At 61.0% G+C, this 20,167-nt stretch carries 19 protein-coding genes and 1 pseudogene; 18 read left to right on the plus strand and 2 right to left on the minus strand.

The genetic code is table 11. The features are described 5' to 3' along the window. Positions 1-3 precede the first annotated feature (3 nt). The 12 genes and pseudogenes from U0023_RS32325 to U0023_RS32380 all read left to right on the plus strand — a co-directional run bounded on the left by U0023_RS32325 (position 4) and on the right by U0023_RS32380 (position 13,922). Positions 4-1,899, plus strand: a complete 1,896-nt coding sequence (locus tag U0023_RS32325) for a TRAP transporter large permease (protein WP_009489991.1) — start codon at positions 4-6, stop codon at positions 1,897-1,899. 89 nt (positions 1,900-1,988) lie between these two features. Beyond that, positions 1,989-3,158 carry an acetyl-CoA acetyltransferase gene (locus U0023_RS32330; protein ID WP_009489988.1) on the plus strand — a complete coding sequence of 390 codons (1,170 nt, stop codon included), beginning with the start codon at positions 1,989-1,991 and terminating at the stop codon, positions 3,156-3,158. Continuing rightward, the gene (locus U0023_RS32335) at positions 3,155-4,792 is read left to right on the plus strand and encodes an acyl-CoA synthetase (protein WP_009489986.1); all 1,638 of its coding nucleotides are present in this window, start codon (positions 3,155-3,157) and stop codon (positions 4,790-4,792) included. The genes U0023_RS32330 and U0023_RS32335 overlap by 4 nt, the downstream gene beginning before the upstream one ends. A 74-nt stretch (positions 4,793-4,866) precedes the next feature. Beyond that, entirely contained in the window at positions 4,867-5,667 is an 801-nt protein-coding gene (locus tag U0023_RS32340) for an SDR family NAD(P)-dependent oxidoreductase (RefSeq protein ID WP_009489985.1), read from the plus strand. 11 nt (positions 5,668-5,678) lie between these two features. Continuing rightward, complete coding sequence (locus U0023_RS32345; protein WP_009489982.1) at positions 5,679-6,482, plus strand: SDR family NAD(P)-dependent oxidoreductase; 804 nt, start codon at positions 5,679-5,681, stop codon at positions 6,480-6,482. Positions 6,483-6,515: 33 nt separating this feature from the next. Further along, complete coding sequence (locus U0023_RS32350; RefSeq protein WP_009489980.1) at positions 6,516-7,397, plus strand: alpha/beta fold hydrolase; 882 nt, start codon at positions 6,516-6,518, stop codon at positions 7,395-7,397. A gap of 79 nt (positions 7,398-7,476) precedes the next feature. Beyond that, positions 7,477-8,331 carry a PCC domain-containing protein gene (locus U0023_RS32355; protein WP_009489979.1) on the plus strand — a complete coding sequence of 285 codons (855 nt, stop codon included), beginning with the start codon at positions 7,477-7,479 and terminating at the stop codon, positions 8,329-8,331. Between the two features lie 575 nt (positions 8,332-8,906). After that, a complete protein-coding gene (locus U0023_RS32360; RefSeq protein ID WP_009489977.1) occupies positions 8,907-9,101 on the plus strand; it encodes a type II toxin-antitoxin system ParD family antitoxin in 195 nt (64 codons plus the stop codon). 154 nt (positions 9,102-9,255) lie between these two features. After that, positions 9,256-9,351, plus strand: a pseudogene (locus tag U0023_RS35970) (IS6 family transposase); the annotation flags it as partial. Positions 9,352-9,756: 405 nt separating this feature from the next. Next, complete coding sequence (locus U0023_RS32370) at positions 9,757-10,425, plus strand: response regulator transcription factor (RefSeq protein ID WP_009489973.1); 669 nt, start codon at positions 9,757-9,759, stop codon at positions 10,423-10,425. Positions 10,426-10,644: 219 nt separating this feature from the next. Beyond that, positions 10,645-13,431, plus strand: coding sequence for a hybrid sensor histidine kinase/response regulator (locus U0023_RS32375; RefSeq protein WP_009489972.1), 2,787 nt, complete (start codon positions 10,645-10,647; stop codon positions 13,429-13,431). 2 nt (positions 13,432-13,433) lie between these two features. Next, positions 13,434-13,922, plus strand: a complete 489-nt coding sequence (locus U0023_RS32380; protein ID WP_009489970.1) for a chemotaxis protein CheW — start codon at positions 13,434-13,436, stop codon at positions 13,920-13,922. Between the two features lie 220 nt (positions 13,923-14,142). Here U0023_RS32380 and U0023_RS32385 read toward each other — a convergent pair whose 3' ends face one another. Next, positions 14,143-14,841 carry an IS6 family transposase gene (locus U0023_RS32385; RefSeq protein ID WP_009489968.1) on the minus strand — a complete coding sequence of 233 codons (699 nt, stop codon included), beginning with the start codon at positions 14,839-14,841 and terminating at the stop codon, positions 14,143-14,145. 398 nt (positions 14,842-15,239) lie between these two features. On the opposite strand from U0023_RS32385, the gene U0023_RS32390 reads away from it, so the two are divergent. Continuing rightward, the gene (locus tag U0023_RS32390) at positions 15,240-15,431 is read left to right on the plus strand and encodes a hypothetical protein (RefSeq protein WP_009489966.1); all 192 of its coding nucleotides are present in this window, start codon (positions 15,240-15,242) and stop codon (positions 15,429-15,431) included. Between the two features lie 549 nt (positions 15,432-15,980). Next, positions 15,981-16,214, plus strand: coding sequence for a hypothetical protein (locus tag U0023_RS32395; RefSeq protein WP_009489964.1), 234 nt, complete (start codon positions 15,981-15,983; stop codon positions 16,212-16,214). Positions 16,215-16,286: 72 nt separating this feature from the next. On the opposite strand, the gene U0023_RS32400 is transcribed toward U0023_RS32395, so the two are convergent. Further along, on the minus strand, positions 16,287-16,787 hold the full coding sequence (locus U0023_RS32400) for a cupin domain-containing protein (protein WP_009489962.1): 501 nt from the start codon (positions 16,785-16,787) through the stop codon (positions 16,287-16,289). 220 nt (positions 16,788-17,007) lie between these two features. Between U0023_RS32400 and U0023_RS32405 the strand changes: the two genes are divergently transcribed. The 4 genes from U0023_RS32405 (at position 17,008) to U0023_RS32415 (ending at position 20,163) form a co-directional block, all read left to right on the plus strand. Next, complete coding sequence (locus U0023_RS32405; RefSeq protein ID WP_009489960.1) at positions 17,008-17,373, plus strand: nuclear transport factor 2 family protein; 366 nt, start codon at positions 17,008-17,010, stop codon at positions 17,371-17,373. A gap of 193 nt (positions 17,374-17,566) precedes the next feature. Beyond that, the gene (locus tag U0023_RS32410) at positions 17,567-17,875 is read left to right on the plus strand and encodes a hypothetical protein (protein WP_009489958.1); all 309 of its coding nucleotides are present in this window, start codon (positions 17,567-17,569) and stop codon (positions 17,873-17,875) included. 69 nt (positions 17,876-17,944) lie between these two features. Continuing rightward, positions 17,945-18,235: an FCD domain-containing protein gene (locus tag U0023_RS35845; protein WP_083861320.1), complete on the plus strand. Its 291-nt coding sequence runs from the start codon at positions 17,945-17,947 to the stop codon at positions 18,233-18,235. Between the two features lie 446 nt (positions 18,236-18,681). Beyond that, a complete protein-coding gene (locus tag U0023_RS32415; RefSeq protein WP_322883868.1) occupies positions 18,682-20,163 on the plus strand; it encodes a beta strand repeat-containing protein in 1,482 nt (493 codons plus the stop codon). Positions 20,164-20,167 lie beyond the last annotated feature (4 nt).

A 20,167-nucleotide genomic window follows, 5' to 3' on the forward strand; every position in this document is an offset into this window, starting at 1 on the left:
GCCATGGCCCGCATCGAGTCTCATCCTGGTGGGGCGAGCTTGATTGCGGAGCGCCCGAACTCTTCCCGCGGGCGCTCCTGGACGACATTGCTCGACGCCGTCCTCGGCGCACTCGTCGAAATTCCGGTCGCGATCCTCGTCGCGGCCGAAATCGTGATCCTGTTTGCAGGCGTGATCGCGCGCTTCGTCCTTCACCAGCCCCTGGTCTGGTCGGATGAACTGGCGTCGATCCTGTTTCTCTGGCTCGCCATGCTGGGAGCCGTCGTCGCGTTCCGGCGCAATGAGCATATGCGGATGACGGCGATCGTCAGCCGCGCATCACCACAGACCCGAGTGTTCCTCGATGTGTTCGCGACCGGAGCGGCGCTGGCCTTTCTCCTGCTCATTGCCTGGCCGGCTTTCGAATACGCTCAGGAGGAAACCTTTATCACCACCCCGGCGCTGGAGATTACCAATGCTTGGCGCGCGGCGGCTCTCCCGGTCGGCATTGGCCTCATGGCGATCTTCGCCCTGCTTCGGTTGTCGCGCATCGGATCGATCAGAACCGTTGCGACGGCTCTCGCGGCCGTCGCGGCGATCATCATAGCGTTCTGGCTCGCCGAGCCTTTGTTCCGTCAGCTCGGCAATCTGAACCTGGTGATCTTCTTCATCGGCGTCGTCGCCGGGTCAGTTCTGGTCGGGGTTCCCATCGCCTTTGCGTTTGGGCTCGCGATCTTCGGCTATCTGACGCTGACCACGCAGACCCCTCTCATGGTCCTCGTCGGGCGCATGGACGAGGGCATGTCGCATCTCATTTTGCTCGCCGTGCCGCTCTTCGTCTTCCTAGGCCTTCTGATCGAGATGACCGGGATGGCCCGTGCCATGGTGGCCTTCCTGGCGAGCCTTTTGGGGCACGTTCGGGGCGGGCTCCACTATGTGCTCGTCGGGGCCATGTATCTGGTGTCGGGCATCTCGGGCGCCAAGGCGGCTGACATGGCGGCGGTGGCTCCCGTACTGTTTCCTGAAATGAAAGCGCGCGGCGCAAAGCCCGGCGATCTCGTGGCTCTGCTCTCCGCAACAGGGGCGCAGACCGAGACCGTTCCGCCGAGCCTCGTCCTGATCACCATTGGCTCGGTGACGGGCGTGTCGATCGCGGCCCTCTTCACGGGCGGGCTTCTGCCGGGCGTTGTGCTCGCCGTCACCCTCTGCCTCGTCGTCTGGTGGCGGTATCGCAAGGAAGATCTCAGCCATGTGAAGCGCGCGAGCCGGCGCGAGATCGGGCGTGCCTTCGTGGTCGCTGTGCCGGCCATCGCGCTGCCCTTCGTGATCCGCGCCGCGGTGGTGGAGGGCGTCGCAACGGCGACCGAGGTCTCGACGATTGGCATCGTCTACGCCATCGTCATCGGGCTCGTCGTGTACCGCCAGTTCGACTGGACGAAGCTGAAGCCGATGCTGATCGATACGGCCTGTCTGTCGGGCGCGATCCTGCTCATCATCGGGACAGCCACGGGAATGGCCTGGGGCCTGACACAGTCGGGCTTCTCACGCTCGCTCGCGGCCGCCATGACCGGCCTGCCGGGCGGAGCCGTCACGTTCATGGCCGTGTCGATCGTCGCCTTCATCATCTTAGGATCCGTCTTGGAAGGCATCCCAGCGATCGTGCTGTTCGGGCCATTGCTGTTCCCGATCGCCCGGGCCGTTGGCATTCACGAGGTGCACTACGCGATGGTGGTCATTCTGGCGATGGGCATCGGCCTGTTCGCTCCGCCTTTCGGGGTCGGCTACTACGCCGCCTGCGCGATCGGCCGTGTCGAGCCGGCCGAGGGCATGAAGCCGATCCTGGGCTACATGCTCGCGCTCGTGATCGGCACCATCATCGTCGCGGCCGTGCCGTGGATCTCAATCGGCTTTCTCTCGTGAGCCCCGTCCTCGGCCACGGGGGCGAGGACATTGCCTGATGCAATGAAGCCGGACCGCTCGGCGGACCTGCCAACCATGGAGACGAGGACATGACACGCGCATCCATCGTGGGCTGGGCCCACACCCCCTTCGGCAAGCTCGAGGATCCCGATGTCGAGAGCCTGATGGCACGTGTCTCCGGCGAGGCTCTCGCCCATGCAGGTATCGGCCCCGAGGACGTGGACGGCATCTATGTCGGCGTCATGAACAACGGCTTCTCGAAGCAGGGTTTCGAGGCGGCCCAAGTGGCGCTGAGCCGGCCCGAACTCGTCCATGTGCCGGCGACGCGGCTCGAGAATGCCTGCGCGACGGGATCCGCGGCTCTCTACACGGCGCTCGATTTTGTCGAAAGCGGCCGGGGGCGCGTGGCCTTGGTCGTCGGTGCCGAAAAGATGACCGCCAAATCGGTGGTAGAGACGAGCGACATCCTGCTGAGCGCCTCCTACCGCAAGGAAGAGGGTGATACCGAAGTCGGCTTTGCAGGCGTGTTCGGCCGCATTGCCCAGAACTACTTCCAGCGCTACGGGGACCGCAGCGAGGAGCTTGCCCGTATTGCCGCGAAGAATCACAGAAATGGCGTCTCGAACCCCTATGCCCAGATGCGCCGCGATTTCGGGTTCGAGTTCTGCAACGCCGTCTCGGACAAGAACCCCTACGTGGCGGCACCGCTGCGGCGAACCGACTGCTCGCTCATCTCGGACGGGGCGGCCGCCATCGTGGTGGCGGACGAGGAAACGGCCCAACGGCTTCAGCGCTCGATCGCGTTCCGCACCCGTCAGCACGTCAACGACATCCTTCCCCTGTCGCGGCGCGACCCGACAACCTTTGCGGGCGCCCGCATAGCCTGGGAGAAGGCGCGATCGGATGCCGGCGTCACGCTGGACGACCTCGACCTCGTCGAGACACATGACTGCTTCACCATCGCCGAACTCATCGAATACGAGGCGATGGGGCTTGCGGCTCCCGGTGAGGGCTACCGCGTGGTGCGGGAAGGCATCGCCGAGAAGGGCGGCCGCCTTCCCGTCAATCCTTCGGGCGGGCTGAAATCGAAAGGGCATCCGATCGGCGCGACCGGCGTTTCAATGCATGTCATGGCCTGCCTTCAGCTCATGAACGACGCGGGCGACATGCAGATTCCGGATGCCGGGCTCGTGGGCGTCTTCAACATGGGCGGTGCGGCCGTCGCCAACTACGTTTCCATTCTGGAGCGCCGCAAATGACCGCAATCGTGCAGACCCCTCCTGGCGGCGTGACGCCCGTCTCCAAGCGGGTCATGAACCTGGCCAATTTTCTGCATCAGGCGGCGCGGCGGCATGGGAAGGAGATCGGCTTCGTCTGGGGCGACACCGGCCTGACCTGGGCCGAGCTGGACCGGCGCGTGAATGCCATGGCGGCGGCTCTCGCCGCCGGGGGCATAAAGAAAGGCGACAGGGTCTTGGTGCAGTCCAAGAACTGCAACCAGATGTTCGAGTCGATGTTCGCCTGCTTCCATGTTGGCGCAGTCTGGGTTCCGACGAATTTCCGCCAGACCCCGGCGGAGGTAGCCTACCTTGCTCAGTCGAGCGGCGCCTCCGCCCTGATCTGCCACTGCGACTTTCCGGAGCATGTTGCGGTCGTGCGTGAGGCCGCTCCCGATATCCGCTTCGTCATTTCCATCGGAGCGTCTGAATTCGGTCAGGACTACGATGCGCTTGTCGCGCAGCACTCCGCCGAGACTGTGCCGATGGCAGGCGTCCAGCATGACGATCCATGCTGGTTTTTCTTCACGTCAGGCACGACCGGGCGCCCCAAGGCCGCCATTCTCACTCATGGTCAGATGGCATTCGTGGTGACGAACCACCTCTGCGACCTGATGCCGGGCACAACCCATGAGGATGCCTCCTTGGTGGTGGCGCCGTTGTCGCACGGCGCGGGCGTTCACCAGCTCGCGCAGGTAGCGCGCGGGGTCAAGACCGTGCTGCTCTCGGGAGACCGGTTCGACATAGATGAGGCCTGGGCGCTTGTCGAAAAATGGCGGATCACGAACCTGTTCACCGTTCCCACCATCGTCAAGATGCTGACCGAGCATCCTGCGGTGGATACGCACGACCACTCGTCCCTACGCTACGTGATCTATGCCGGCGCTCCCATGTACCGGGAGGATCAGAAGCACGCGCTCAAGAAGCTCGGAAAGGTGCTGGTCCAGTATTTCGGGCTTGGCGAGGTCACCGGCAACATCACGGTGCTTCCGCCTGCGCTCCATGAACCGGAGGACGGCCTTGGCGTGAGGGTCGGAACCTGCGGCTATGAGCGCACTGGGATGCAGATCTCGATTCAGGACGAGACGGGACGCGAGCTGGCGACCGGCGAAACGGGCGAAATCTGCGTCTGCGGCCCAGCGGTGTTCGCGGGCTACTACGACAACCCGGAGGCGAACGCGAAAGCCTTTCGCGACGGCTGGTTCCGGACGGGCGATCTCGGGCACATGGACGAAGAGGGCTATCTGTACATCACCGGACGCGCTTCGGACATGTACATCTCGGGCGGCTCCAACGTTTATCCGCGCGAGATCGAAGAGAAGATCCTGACGCACGAGGCCGTTGCGGAGGTTGCCATCCTGGGAGTGCCCGACAGGACCTGGGGCGAGGTTGGTGTGGCGGTTTGCGTTCTCCGGCCGCAGGCGAATCTCAGCGAGCGGGAGCTCCTGGCGTGGATGGATGGCAAGGTCGCCCGCTACAAGCTTCCGAAACGGGTGTTCTTCTGGAATGCCCTGCCGAAATCCGCCTACGGCAAGATCACCAAGAAAGATATCCGGGCGGAACTCGAAGTCCGAGGCTGCCTGCCGCTGGACCACCCGACTCAGATCCCCGCCTGAACGTCGGCGTGCACTCTCCGCGCCGACGACGCGCCTTTTGCCGAATGCCGCCACCCACCGGAAGGGAAGAAATCATGGCTCAGGAACAGACGGTACTGGTGACCGGAGGTGCGTCGGGCATTGGTTTGGCGGTCGTCGAAGCCGTTCTGGCGGAGGGCTGGCGCGCCGTCGTGGCGGATCTGGACCCTCGGAACCTCGACCGATGCAAGGACTCTCTCGGGTCCTTCGGTGGTCGCGTGCGGTTCGAGTCGATGAACGTTGCGGACGAGCATGCGGTCACCCGAGTTATCGAGGCCTGTGAAGCCGAGTTTGGTCCACTGACAGGTGTCGTCAACTCTGCCGGCATCGGGCGCGACGTGCCGGCGCTCGAGACCAGCATTGAACTCTTCCGGGCAATGCTGGAGGTCAACCTGATTGGCAGCTTCGTGGTGTCCCGCGAGGCCGCCAGGAGAATGCGGGAGCGAGGGGCCGGATCCATCGTCAACATCGCGTCCGTCTCGGGCGTCATGGGCAATAAGGGGCGCGTCGCCTACGGCGCATCCAAGGGCGGCGTGATCACGATGACGAAGGTGATGGCGGTTGAACTGGCGTCGCTCGGCATTCGCGTGAACGCCATCGCACCCGGTCCGATCGAGACTCCGCTCGTCCAGGACGTGCACACGCCCGAGGTGCGGTCCGCCTGGATGTCGACCGTACCGCAGCGGCGATATGGTCAGCCGAACGAGATTGCCGGAACTGCCGTTTTCCTGCTCGATAACCTCAAGTCCAGCTACATCACAGGGCAAACGATCTGCGTCGACGGCGGCTTCTCGATCGCTGGCATTCTTGACGGCATGGCCGCACGGGGGGCAGCGCCCTCCATCGTGAGACAATAGGTCATCGGAACATGGTCGATCGTCTGAAGGGCAAAACAGCCATCGTGTTCGGGGCCGGTTCCTCGGAACCTGGCTGGGGGAATGGCAAGGCCGCGGCCGTGGCCTATGCGCGCGAGGGCGCTCAGGTGGCCTGCATCGACCTCGTACAGGGTGCCGCGGAGGAAACTGCCGCGATCATCACGCACGAGGGCGGGGTCGCCCTGGCGCTTGCAGCCGACGTCACGAACATGAACTCCATCGAGATTGCCGTGGACCGAACGATTGACGCGTTCGGACGGATCGACATTCTGCACAACAATGTGGGCGTTACCCATATGGGCGGCCCCGTCGAGCTCAGCGAGGAGCAGTTCAGGGCCGCGCTCGATCTGAACATCGGGCCGGTCTACCGGTCCGCCAAGGCCGTCATTCCGCACATGCTGCGGCAGGGTGGAGGCGCGATCATCAACATTTCGTCGCTCGCGGCCATTCGATGGACGGGCTATCCGTATTTCGCCTATTACGCCACCAAGGCGGCCGTGAACCAGGCAACCGTGGCACTTGCCATGCAATATGCCCGCAGTGGCATCAGGGCCAACTGCATCATGCCCGGCCTGATCGACACGCCGCTGATCTACAGGCAGATCTCCGGGCAATATTCCTCCGTGGAGGACATGGTGGCGGCGCGCAACGCCGCCGTTCCGCTCGGCAGGATGGGAACGGCGTGGGACATCGCCCATGCGGCCGTTTTTCTGGCCTCCGACGAGGCCCGGTTCATCACAGGAATTTGCCTGCCAGTGGATGGCGGGCAGAGCTGCGCCGTGTCGGAATTCCACTGAAGCATCGAAAACAGGCGGCAAGAGGAGGCAGGGATGGCGTTTGCAACCACGAGCGATCGTGTGCGGCTCTTCTATGAGGTGACCGGACAGGGTTCTCCCATCGTGTTCGCGCACGAATTCGGCGGGAACCACTGGAGCTGGGAGCCTCAGGTCGGCTATTTCTCCCGCCGGCATCAATGTGTCACCTATTCGGCTCGCGGCTACCCGCCGTCGGATGTTCCCGAGAGCGTGGAACAGTACTCACAGGCGCGCGCCGCTGACGACATCATCGATGTGATGAGTGCGGCAGGCATCGAGAAGGCTCATATCGTGGGGCTCTCCATGGGAGCCTTCGCGTGCGTGCATGCTGCGCTGCGCCATCCGGAACGCGTGTTGTCCGCCGTCATCGCTGGAGCAGGGTACGGATCCGAGAAGGAGCACCAGGAATCCTTCCGCAAGAATTCGGAGCAGGTCGCGAGAGGATTTGAGGAACGGGGGGCGGAAGGGTTCGCTCGTCTTTACGCAGAGAGCGCATCCCGCGTTCAATTCCAGGAGAAGGACCCGCGCGGCTGGGCATTGTTTGCTGAAAGGCTCGCGAAGCATCCCGTGCGCGGGGCGGCCAACACCATGCGCGGGGTCCAGATGCGCCGGCCCTCTCTTTATGATCTTGAGGATGCGCTATCCGCTATGCAGGTGCCTATGCTAGTAGTCGTGGGTGATGAGGACGACCATTCTATTCAGCCGGGCATTTTCCTGAAGCGGACCGTGCCTCGCTCCGGCCTCGTCATGTTCCCCAAAACCGGGCACACCCTGAACCTGGAGGAACCTGCCCTGTTCAACCGCATGGTGGCCGAGTTCATTGCCCAGGTCGAGGCTGGGCGCTGGGGGCCGCGCGACCCCCGGGCTGATCCCCGCCAGATCATGCGCGCGGATTGAGGGGTGGTGTCCCTAGCCCAAGGCACGGGAGGGCACACATGACCGGAACGGAGGCCAAGACAGGGCAGGAGACAACACGATGAGACATATTCTCCATCCGGGTGCGGTTGCCCCGGAGCGTATGACGGCCGTTGCCGCCGCGCCGGTTCCGCTGCGTTTCACGCTCGAGCCGGGCGAGGCTGTCGATGCGGCGATCGCCAAAGGATTCGCGGCTTCCGGCTGTATCGGCGGCATCGTGGCGTTCCAGGGCGGTCGCTTCGAAACCTTCCGATTCGTCATGCCGGCAGCATCCCCGGATGCGCTTCACGCGGCTTGGTACAGCGACACCTTCGCGCCCGCGGGCCCGGTCGAGATCAGGCGCGGCTGCGCCATCGTCGGAGAGCGTGACGGAAAGCCTTTCATCCACTGTCACGGTGTCTGGGCAAGCTCCGAGGGCGTCCAGATGGGCCACATGCTGGCCCCGGACACGGTGGTGGCGGAGCCGATCGAGGTGACGGGGATTGGCGTGAGAACCGCGACATTCAGGGCTCTGCCTGATCCTGAGACGAATTTTACCCTTTTCGAACCCGTGCAGGTGGGCGAACCCGTGCAGGTCGATGGTAGCCACCGAGTGCTGCTGACCAAGGTCCGCCCGAACGAGGATATCAGCCTTGCTCTCGAGCAGATCTGTTCACGACACGGGATCACAAAGGCCAGAGTCCATGGGATCGGCAGCCTGAACGGAGTGCGCTTCGCCGACGGGAGCCGCGTGGAGTCCCATGCGACGGAGGTTTTGATCCGGGAGGGCGAGGTGGAGCTATCCCACGACCGCCTCAGAGGCCCTCTCCATGTCGACGTGGTCGATCCGGATGGGCGGATCTTCTCAGGAGATCTCGTCCATGGTGATAATCCTGTTTGCGTGACCTTCGAGCTGATGATCGAGGGTGTCGCGTGACCAAAGCGTGTCGCAGCCTCACCCTGAGGAACGAGCTTGCTCGCGTCTCGATGGCGAGGAGTCTCTAGTACGTACTGGATTCTCCTTCGAGATGCAGGCTTCGTTCCCTGCTCCTTAGGATGAGGTCTTCGAGGCACGGCCTCGTTGCGAGCAGGACTGTGGTCCGTGTCGCAGCTTCATCCTTGCTCGTGCCGGTTCCGGCCTTTAGAAAATTCTAGGCGGGTCAGGTAAACGTAGCGCATTCGGCTTGTCTATAAGGGACGTTAAGCACGGCCCACATGTGCACGCGGACCGTGCCTTCTGGTTTGGGATCATCGATGTTGTAGAGGTATCTGTAAGGTTCGTAAGGTCTGACCCTGGCACTCCTGAGAAGTAAGCGTTCGGTCCGCTTCCACACTCAAGTGCCGACATTTGTTGAGCGGCCGGAAGGTGAATGTTTGACCCCAAGCCGACCTTCCGCTTATCGTTGGCGCTCGGCTATGGTCGATCAGTCCTGAGTACGACATCCCAAGCTGGGCCTTGGAACCAATCCTCACAGGTGACAATTATTGCTATCTAGCCAGTCGCATAACTTAATGCCCTCAAAATCTAGCCTGAACGTCTCCCTCACGCCCGAACTTGCCGCCTTCATCGCCGCCAAGCTCGCTACCGGCCGCTACCGCAGCGCCAGCGAGGTCGTCCGCGCCGCCCTGCGCCTGCTCGACAAGCAGGACCGTCGGCAGGAGCGCCTGGGCGACACGCCCGCACCGGACGGGAGCCATGCCGGATAATGCCACGGCGAAAGCACAGGCTGAGGCTGCCTGGCGGGAGAGCAAGCGGCGGTTGCAGGAGGTGATCGGCGTCACCGAACTATCACCCGACTTCCGGGCCCTGTTCGATGCCACTCCCAGGCCATTCCTGGTGCTCGCCTCAGACCTCACCATTGTTCCGCCTCGCTCCCGCCGCTCTGCCCGCGCGACCCACCTTCACCGCGTCAACGCCATGGCAGCGTGGAAAGTCGCGGCGAACGTCGCCGCTTGAAACTGTCACGCGGCCGAATTTGCCTCGATGTGCCCGGTGCGGGTTAACGTAACAACACCATCCAAGGCACTGACTCAATGTCAAAAGCATCCGTCAGTATTCCTGAATGAGTGCAACCGTTAAGTATTTGTTAACCTTACGCTTGGATGCGCCCTAAGCTGTCATCCAGATGCAACACCTTGAGTCAGTCATGAACTAAAGGAGTGTTCATGATTGACCCTAACCCGTCCGAACGACATCTTCACACAAGGTTCAGGTGATTCGTCGGATCGCCAATGCCTACGAACGAGTACCGTCTATTCTAAAAGAAATACGAACGGACCCGAAGCTGAGTAAGTGGCTTTAGGGAGCCGAGGATAGAGAACCAAACGTTCGAAGCAGTTTCTGGGTTGGGGCAATTATCAAATGTTTATCGTCGTTGCTTCGCAGCAATCGGCTGCGGCTGCCTATGTGTCTGAGTTCCAGCATGAGGGAATTCCCTCAATTGGACTGTTCTCCGATGAGTTCAAGACATGGCTTGACGATTCATCCAAGACCAAGTTCCAAGACGCTCGCGGCTTCCTGATCGACGAAGGCGAAGTGCCGCTTACGTTCGCGAGGACAATTCGCGAGCACACCCCGGCGCCGATCATCGCCTTCAGCGAAACCCGCTCTCTGGAGAAAACGCTCGAGTTGCTGACGGCCGGTATTGACGATGTGGTCCGTCGGCCAATCCACGTCAAAGAGATCCTCGCACGATCCGAGGCGATCTGGCGGCGCCACCGTGAAAGCCAGCCGGACCAGTCCACCGACCCCTTGAAGGTTTTTTTCAATGGTCAGGATGCAGAGGTCAACGGACAGCCGTTGACGCTCCCGCGCCGTGAGCTCAACATCCTGGAGTATTTCGTCCGCAATCGGGGGCGCTCCGTGAGCAAAGCTCAGGTCTTCCGTGCGGTCTATCAGGACTGCCAAGCGGACGTCTCCGAAACCGTCGTCGAAGGTCATATCAGCAAGCTGCGCAAGAAGCTGCGGATGCGCCTGGGCTACGACCCGATCATATCCAAGCGGTTTGAGGGCTACACCTATCTCGGCTGACGGATCACAGATCCTAAATCTACCAACAGCCACGTCTTTCCATCGTTCTCTTGAAGGTATTTTAACGAGCCAGCCCGTTAACTTCTCACAAGGAAGGATCTGGCACACAGGCAGGCGCCCTCCCAAAAGTGTAAGTAAATGGGCAGGCGTATCATCGGCATTTTGTTAGCCGACAGTGCTCCGCCCGTCATGCGTATCAGCGGGGGCTGAATATCCGTTATGGATGACCTATTAGTAGAGTTTCTCACCGAGACTGCAGAACATCTCGATACTGTCGACGTGGAACTGGTCCGGTTCGAGCAGGATCCCAACAACCAAGCCATTCTCGGCAACATCTTCCGCCTGGTCCACACGATCAAGGGAACCTGCGGGTTCCTGGGATTGCCTCGTCTTGAAGCGCTGGCTCACGCCGCTGAAACCCTGATGGGTAAATTCCGCGATGGCATGCCCGTCACCAGTGCGGCCGTCTCTCTGATCCTGACGACGCTCGACCGGATTAAGGAAATCCTTGCCGACCTCGGCCAGAGCGGAACAGAACCCGAAGGCTCGGATCGCGACCTCATTGAAGCTCTGGAACATATGGCGTCGGCAGAGCCAGCACCTGCTCCAGCACCGAGTACGCCTGCTAAGCCGGCCACGGTTGGAACGCTCGCCTTTCAGGTTCTTGAGCGCGAACTGAAGCCCGGCGAAGTGTCTCTCGATGAATTGGAACGCGCCTTTCAGGAGGCTCCCGGCCCCGAGGCGGCAAAGGCCACCGGCACTCTCGCCTATCAGGTACTGGAGCGGCCGCTGAAGCCAGGGGAGGTTTCTCTCGACGAATTGGAGCGGGCCTTCCGCGAAGCTCCTGGTCTGGAAATCAAAAAGCCCGAGCCCACCTCACTCGCTGCTCCCGAGGCGCCGCCACCCACAAAGACCCGTGCGGCCCCAGCGAAAGTGAGTTCGGACGAAGGGGAGGGTGGAGAGGCTTCCTCTGCCAAGGTGCAGACCATCCGGGTGAGCGTCGACACGCTGGAGCACCTGATGACGATGGTGTCTGAGCTCGTGCTGACCCGTAACCAGCTGCTCGAAATCGCCCGCCGCAGCACAGTAGACCACGGCTACAAGGTTCCGCTGCAACGGCTGTCTCAGGTCACCGCCGAGTTGCAGGACGGTGTCATGAAGACCCGTATGCAGCCGATCGGCAATGCCTGGCAGAAGCTGCCCCGCGTCGTACGCGACCTGTCGAACGAACTATCCAAGAAGATCGACCTTGTGATGCTCGGCGCCGACACCGAGCTCGACCGTCAGGTTCTCGACGTGATCAAGGATCCGCTCACCCACATGGTGCGCAACTCCGCCGATCATGGCATCGAGAGCCCGGCCGATCGGAAAGCCGCCGGTAAGCCCGAGAAGGGCACAATCCGCCTGAATGCCTTCCACGAGGGTGGCTCGATCACCATCGAGATCGCCGACGACGGCAAGGGGCTCAACTTTGCCGCCATCCGCAGGAAGGCTGTCGAGCGCGGGATTGCCTCCGAGGCCGACGTTGAGAAGATGAGCGAGGCGCAGGTCGCCAAGTTCATCTTCCACCCCGGGTTCTCCACCGCTGCTGCCGTCACCTCCGTCTCCGGCCGCGGCGTCGGCATGGATGTGGTCAAGACCAACATCGAACTGATCGGCGGAACCGTCGACATTCGCTCGGAGCAAGGCAAAGGCACCATCTTCACGATCAAGATCCCGCTGACGCTCGCCATCGTTTCGGCCCTGATCGTGGCCTCCACGGATCAGCGCTTTGCTGTGCCTCAAGGGGCGGTTCAGGAACTGGTGCGGGTTGGAGCCGGCTCCGACAACACGATTGAGCGCATCAACGGTACCCCTGTCCTGCGGCTGCGCGAGCGCCTGTTGCCGATTGTGCCCTTGGCCAAGGTCATGGGGCTCTCGGATCAGGAAGCTGCAAACGACGGCTTCGTCGTCGTGACCCAGGTCGGACGCCAGCGCTTCGGCATCATGGTGGACGGCGTGTTCCACACCGAGGAGATCGTGGTTAAGCCGATGTCCTCGAAACTGCGTCACATTCAGCTGTTCTCCGGCAACACAATCCTGGGTGACGGTGCAGTTGTGCTGATCATCGAGCCGAACGGACTTGCCCGTATGGTCGGCTCGGGCACGGAAGAGGGACAGCTTGGCACCGACGAAGCCCAGGATCAGGGCGGCCGTCGGGAAGACAGCACGACCACCATGCTGGTCTTCCGGGGCGGCGGGCAGGCCCTGAAGGCGCTTCCGCTCTCACTGGTCACCCGTCTCGAGACCATCGATGCCGCTTCTATCGAGTCGAACGGCGGACGTCCCTTGCTGCAGTACCGTGGCAAGCTCATGCCGATCATCCCCTGTGATGAGACCATGACCATCAAACGCGAGGGCAGCCAATCGCTGATCGTGTTCTCCGATGGGGAACTGACCCTTGGGCTCGCAGTCGAGGAGATTGTCGATATTGTCGAGGATCATCTCAATATCGAGCTTGTCGCAGACCGCTCTGATCTCATTGGGTCCGCTGTCATCCGGGGTCGCACAACCGAGATCGTCAACGTCGCTCACTACCTGCCGCTCGTTGCGGAGGCCTGGATGCGCTCCTCGCCGGCGACACGCACCAGCAAAACGGTTCTGCTGCTCGACGGGTCAGCCTTCTTCCGTGACACGCTCGCGCCGGTCCTGAAGGCCAGCCACTACAAGGTGGTGACGGCTGGTACCGTGAAGGAGGCCCTGCAGGTCCTCTCGTCGGGAACCCAGATCGATGTACTGGTCAGCGAGATCGACAACAAGGGACTCGGGTTCGACTTCATCGCCAAGCTTCGTGCCCTGCCGGGTTATGCCCAGCTGCCGGTCGTCGGCCTGACGGTGAAGCACGATCGCGAGACGATCGAGCTGGCTCGCAAGCTCGACATCTCTGAACTGGTAGCCAAGATCGACCGCCGCGGGCTTCTTAACGCCCTCTCAGAAGCCACCAATGCACTGGCACAGGCCGCATAACCATGACCGCTTCCGCCATCTCCTCCCTTCATGACGTCACGTCCTCTGCAGGCAGCGTCGAGTATGTCACCGTCCTTGTTGCCGGTCAGTTGCTTGGGCTGCCGATCAGCCGCGTCCATGATGTCTACCTGGTCAATGACATCACAGCCGTGCCGCTGGCTCCGCCCGAGATCGCCGGCCTCCTGAACCTCCGCGGCCGTGTGGTAACCGCAATCTCCCTGCGCCGGCGACTTGGGCTCAACGAGGCCGCTGGCGTTGACCGTCGGATGACTATAGGCATCGAGCATCAGGGTGAAGCATTTGGACTTCTCGTTGATGACGTCGGGGAGGTGCTGCGCTTCGACCCGGTCGACCTCCAACCCAATCCTGTGCATCTCGACCGCCGCTGGGCCAGTTTGTCCAAGGGCGTGTACCAGGTCGACCGCCGTCTTCTTATCATCCTGGATGTTGATGCGGTGCTGGAGTTCCTTGCCGAGCAGAGAGCAGCTTAGTGCAGGGAATCCAATCCAGATCCTGAACTGTTCCTCCAGGAACGAGACAATCTAAATCCCCAAGAAACTTCTGAAGCGCCGCCCCGATACCTCGGGCGGCGCTTTTGCTTGTCATGAGGTCACAATGCCAAACGTGAATATTCGCAGCCTCGCCGATTTCAAGGGTTCTGTTGCAAAGGCGCAGCAAGGATGAGGAGGGAACAGGTGCCTCATCGTGCGCCTATAGGGCGAGCAGGTCAAACTGCTCGGCGAGAGATCGCTGCGAACGGCAGGCATACTTCGCCTGTCCTTTTCGCATCATGTGGATCATCTCAATGCAGTCCCGGATCGCTCGAGCGGACGCCATCGACTTAAATCCGAGCATCGGTCGAACCCGGCATTTGATAGCACGATGGTCCTGCTCGATGCGATTGTTGAGATAAGCACTCTGCCGAATCCGGATCGGCTTCGGATTGCGCCTCGATCCGTCCTGGAGCCGGCTTTCCGCATCGCAGGCCAGGATCGCCTCGCGGTTGGTCTGGCTGCCGTCGATCACAATCCGCTCAGGTCGTCCATGCCGCTTGAGTGCCTTGCGCAGGAACCGCTTGGCAGCAATCAGGTTGCGCCGCTCGCTGAAGCAGAATTCCACGGTGTTACCATTGCTGTCGATGGCGCGGTACAAATACATCCAACGCCCGCGGATTTTGATATACGTTTCATCCACATGCCATCTGCCGGTGACCAGGCGCTTGCGCCGATAGAATTGCTCGAACAGGAGCGGAGCATAGTGAACGGTCCAGCGATAAATGGTCGTGTGATCAACGGAGGTGCCGCGTTCCGCCATCATCTCCTTGAGATCGCGCAGGCTCAGGCTGTACGCCAGATACCACCGGACACGCAACAAGATCACCGATCGATCGAAATGACGGCCTTTGAACATCGTGCACCCCCGGAATGTGTCGGAGGCGTAAGCCGAACTGGGTTATTGAAGGGTTTGCAACAGATCCCTCAAGACCGCCTCTGGTCGCATGGTTCGCAGTATCGGCATTAGGACGATGTATGAACTGAAAGGACACGGGCTGATCGTGCCCGCAAACAGCACATCGGTATCCACCCACTACCGCTTGAACCCATCGCCCTGCAGTAATCACGCAGGCGAGATCAACGATTGTGCCTCTCAGGGGTAGAAACGACAGACGAATTCTGGTATTGAACCTGCCCCGCGGGTCTTCCGTTCGGTTCACAGCCACAGCCAGAGGAGGCGTTACATGTCCATGCGACTTTGCACGTACGAACGCGCCGCTCTCCTCGTCATGACTCTCGCTGCTGGTGGCTCCCATGAAACCGACCGTGTTCCCTCTGCCCTTCGTAGGGTTCGCCTTCCGCTTTGAACTTCTTCGCGTGCCGCGCAAGCCCGCGAACGATCACAAGCAACCCGTACTGACCTTCGACTTTGTCGAGGCGCTGAAACGGGATTTCAGCCCTCACATTCTGCGTGACATAGGCGTCGACAGAAGCCGGACCGATTAGCGATTTGGCTGAATTGTCTTCTCTGATGATCGCGCTCGGAACTGATGATGTGCGCCGCCACACAGTGGTGCTTCGCGCATGCATCTACAAAGATCTTGCGATGCCGGAACACATCGCAAGCGCCCTGGTGGGAGGTCTGGTGCTCAGCCTCCTGCCGGGGCAATCCTGTTTATGCACAGACTAATGTTGAACCGACGAGGCACTTGGCGTATTATCTTGCCGTGGTGTTGCAACCGGCATCACAACAATTCGCCCTGACAGTGAGCTCCGCACGGCTAACTCTGTCAGGGCGTTTTCGTTTGAGCAGCGTTGACGGAATTGCGTCTGCTGCCTATCTCCCAGGTGTGGTGTCATTCCCTTGGACCACGAACGCCTTGGTCGAGGTTTCCAAGACAGCACCTCTGCCAAGGCGTTCTTTTGCGTCTCGCCGCCTGCCGCGCGTACGCTCTGCCCCCGATCTCACATGATGCGCCGACTATTCATTCCGCTCGTGGATCGAGCGCGCATGGGCATGTTCACACCCTTCGTTATCGGCTCCTAGGAGGATCAGTGACCTACTTCACCAATGCCAGCCTTCGCCTTCTCGAGACGGCATCAACGAAGACCAACACCGAATTCTCGCCGTGGTGGCTGGCGCTGAACGGGGGATTGGCCAAGCGAAAGCTTCCCGAAGCCCGCTATGGCGAGGCTCGGGATTACTACGAGACCGGCCATTCCCCGGAGACAGCAGCCGACGATATCGGCGCCATAACCGCTGAGGATCCCCAAGGAGTTCGATCGTAGGGCTTAGCTTTCTCCCGCGCCGGCCCGTGACCATTTCCCGTCGCGCTGCTGGATTAGGTTCGGTGAGTACCTTCACTCCGCCGGGCGGGGCTTACCGTCATGTGGTCCGAGCGGACGCATGGGTGCGTCGTCCCACCAGTCCTCACGAAGTTCGCGGAGTTCGGGATTGACCGGATAGATGATGCGGTTCTCCGGCTTGTTTGGCTCGCCTACAACAAGGAGCCGGACTGGCTCGTCCGTATTGTTGAGAAAGCTGTGTGCAATCCCAGTCCCGGCGGGGAAGCCAACTCCATCACCAGGGGCAAGCCGGAAGAGTTCGCCATCGATCCAGACATCTGGAGTTCCCTCGATCACATAGACAAACTCCTCTTCGGCGCTTTCGGCGTGAGGAAGAGAGGTCCGGCGCCCTGGCGGCAGGAGTTCATGGTGAATGCCGAGTTTTGTCAGACCAAGCGCCTTCGAGAAGGGAGAACCGATACTCCGACGCTCATTCGTGCCGCGGAGTATAACTGTGTCCTCATTCTGGATCTCCTGATAGTTTCGGATGAATGTGGGGCGTGCAGCTTGTGGCATGGTCGACCTACCTGGCGGGTGTCTGGGTTCTCTGAACTATCATCTGGACGCCTGCGCGTCTGCCATTCATATTTCTGCAGCCACCATGACAGAAAGTCATTCTCAATGGCGCATTGAGTCCATTCAACGTAAAGCATTACCTCCGGCGTAATCGACCCGATGCCGCGTCTTCTCCATGGTCCTCATACTGGGATTGCCCCAGGCCACCAGGAGACATCTCATGACCGACGCCACCTCAATCGCCAACCGCTACATCGCTCTCTGGAATGAGATCAATGCCGACCGCCGAGGGGCACTGCTGGCCGATCTCTGGACCGAGGACGGGACTTATATCGATCCACTCATGCAGGGCAGGGGGCGTAGCCAGATTGACGCCCTCATCAGCGCGGTGCACGAGCGCTTCCCCGGCTTCCACTTCGCGCTGGTCGGCCAAGCCGACGGTTACGGCGACAGGGTCCGGTTCTCATGGCAGCTCGGCCCCGAGGGCGCAGACGGGCCGATCAAAGGTACGGACTTCGCCACCCTGGACAATGGGCGCCTGAAGGAGGTCGTGGGTTTCCTCGACCAGGTTCCGGCGGGCGCCTAGTCCTTCGATACCTGAGACGTCACAAGGCTGGTCCCGATTGAGTTCGGGTCAGCCTTTTTCTTTTTCAGTTCTGATCACCTGCCAGTCGGCATTTCTCAATCCCCAGAAGAAGAATCTCGACGGTGCGGGCTCGACGCAGGGTCGATCGAACCGCAACCCACCTTTACCGGCACAGCGTTGACCGGAGGATCCCATGACACATGACTTCAAGCTCGGGAACGGGCATCGCACCCGCGCGCTTTTGCACGCGGTCTCACTGATTAAAGCCCAAGCCTGCAAACCCCTGTACGAGCGTCACTCTCGCCTTCTGAGCGACATTGTTCATTGCGCCTTCCAGATCGGAACCATCGCCTCAGAACGCTACAAAGGTTTCGACGAGTTCACCGTCGCAGGCTTGACCGAGAACACCTCCGAGCTGGAGATCGGAGCGCTGGCAAGCCACCTGCTCGGATATGTAGAGATCGCTCACACCGGTTCTGTTGCAACCGCGCAGCAAGGATGAGGAGGGAACAGGGGCCTCGTCGTGCGCCTATAGGGCGAGCAGGTCAAACCTGCTGGTGATGAGCCTAACATCAATTTCCACCAAAAGATCATCGAGATCTCAGGCAACCGGGAATTCGCACGCCTGATGAACAATGACTTTTGGCGGTATAATCGGATCCTCTACCGGGTGCACTGGGGCCAGAAAGATGGAAGGGACGGGGAACGCAACATCGAGCACGTCCGGATCTTTGAGGCAATTCAGTCTGGGGACGGTCCTTTGGCCGAGTTGTTGATGCGCCGCCATGTGCAGAGCACCGGCGTTGTGATTAGGGAGGCCCGGCAAGTCAGGTATGGTCGCAGGGCTTCGGATAAGGTCTGAACCCTGTTGGAGAACGCTGTCCGGGGAGAATTAAGCAGTATGGGAAGCCGGCATTCGCCAATCTAGGCGCAAAGGCGGGCGTGACGATCAGGAGCGGTTAAGGTATTTATTCAATTTCCAGTCCTAGGGCTGGGCTTTTCCAAGTTGGGTTTCCCCAATTCCGCCTGATCCCACCTGATTGCGGTTATGCCGTCTCCTCGGAGCCTCTCATGACGTTTTCCGCGTCCGTCTCTAGCGGTGTTCTGCTCCTTTCCGGAGGCGCAGCCGAAGACAGCGTCCAAGTACGGTACGACGAGGCCGGGCGCGTCATTGTTACATTGAACGGAGGTAATGTTCCCGTCGATGGGGGATCAGAGCCCGTCCTGTCGATAGACGCGGTAGGGCTCACGACCGCCCCGCTAACAATCCTGGGATCTGCTGCAGGCCATGCTTTCGTGGTCAAACCTGTGTCTGGTTCTGGGATCACTACCCTCGCCGGCGGGTCTGGAGTCGATAGTCTCACCATCGTTCAGAATGGCGGAATACCCCATCAATTCTATGTCGAGGGTATCGAACAGATCATCGGAAGTTCCATCGACGATCGTGTTTCCCTGGGAGATGCCGGAAACACCCTGACGATCACCGGCGTTGAGGTGCTGACCGGCGGGGCTGGTACTGATCTGGTCACCCTCAGCAGCGACAATGACACTATCAAGCTAACCGGGATCGAGAGTGTCGACGGTGGGGCAGGAGGGGATCTCGTCGTCTTAGGTGATTCCGGGGGCACAATCGCCATCAGAAATGTCGAGTCCCTGGTGGGCGGATCGGGAATCGATCATGTGATCCTCAGTGAAGGAGATGACACGATCCTCATGAGAGGAGTCGAAACTCTCGATGCAGGGGCAGGCAACGATACGATTAGGCTGGGGGGTTCCGGCAACACTCTTACGATCCTGAAGGCTGAGACCATCATCGGTGGAGGATCCAATGACATCGTGACCCTAGGGGATGGCGGCAACCTGGTGGCCGTGAGCCAAGTCGAAACGCTCATTGGTGGGGCTGGTCTCGACTCGGTTGCCCTGAGCAGCGGCAATGACACGCTGACTGCGAGCGGCGTCGAGAGCATCGATGGCGGGGCCGGGATGGACGTCGTGTTCCTGGCTGGTGCCGGGGGCACGGTCACTGTCAGAGGCGTCGAGGTTCTGGTCGGCAGCACTGGGATCGATCACGTCATCCTCAGCGAGGCCGATGACACCTTCATCTTTAGAGCGGTCGAGACCCTCGATGCGGGCGCCGGCAACGACGCGATCAGCCTGGGCGATACACCCAACACGGTCACAATCCTGAACGCCGAGACCATCATCGGCGGGGCATCATCCGATACCGTGACCCTTGGCGATGGCGGCAACGTCGTAGCGGTCAGACAGGTCGAGACACTCATCGGTGGAACTGGGACTGATCGGATCACGCTTAGCGGCGGGGATGACACCCTCTCCCTAACCGGGATCGAGTTTCTCGATGCTGGGGCTGGCAGCGATGTCATCACCCTTGGGGACCAGGGCGGCGCCGTCACCCTGCACAATGTCGAAATCCTCTACGGCGGCAGCGGCGTCGATCAGATCACCCTCAGCGATGGAGACGATACCCTCATCACGGTGGGCATTGAGACCCTCGATGCTGGCGCGGGGAACGACAGGATCAGCCTCGGCAACCGCGGCGGCACCTATACGATCCTGAACGCCGAGACCATTATCGGCGGAACGGGCTCGGATGTTGTGACCCTTGGAGGCGACGGCAACGTGATGGCCGTCAGATTGATCGACACGCTCATTGGCGGTGCCGGGGTTGATCACATTACTCTGAGCAGCAGCAATGACACGGTCTCAGCCAGTGGCATCGAGAGCATCGATGGAGGGCTGGGCGACGATAGCGTCACGCTCATTGGCTAAGGTG

This window comes from Microvirga lotononidis (assembly GCF_034627025.1).
GTDB classification, from domain to species: Bacteria; Pseudomonadota; Alphaproteobacteria; order Rhizobiales; family Beijerinckiaceae; genus Microvirga; species Microvirga lotononidis.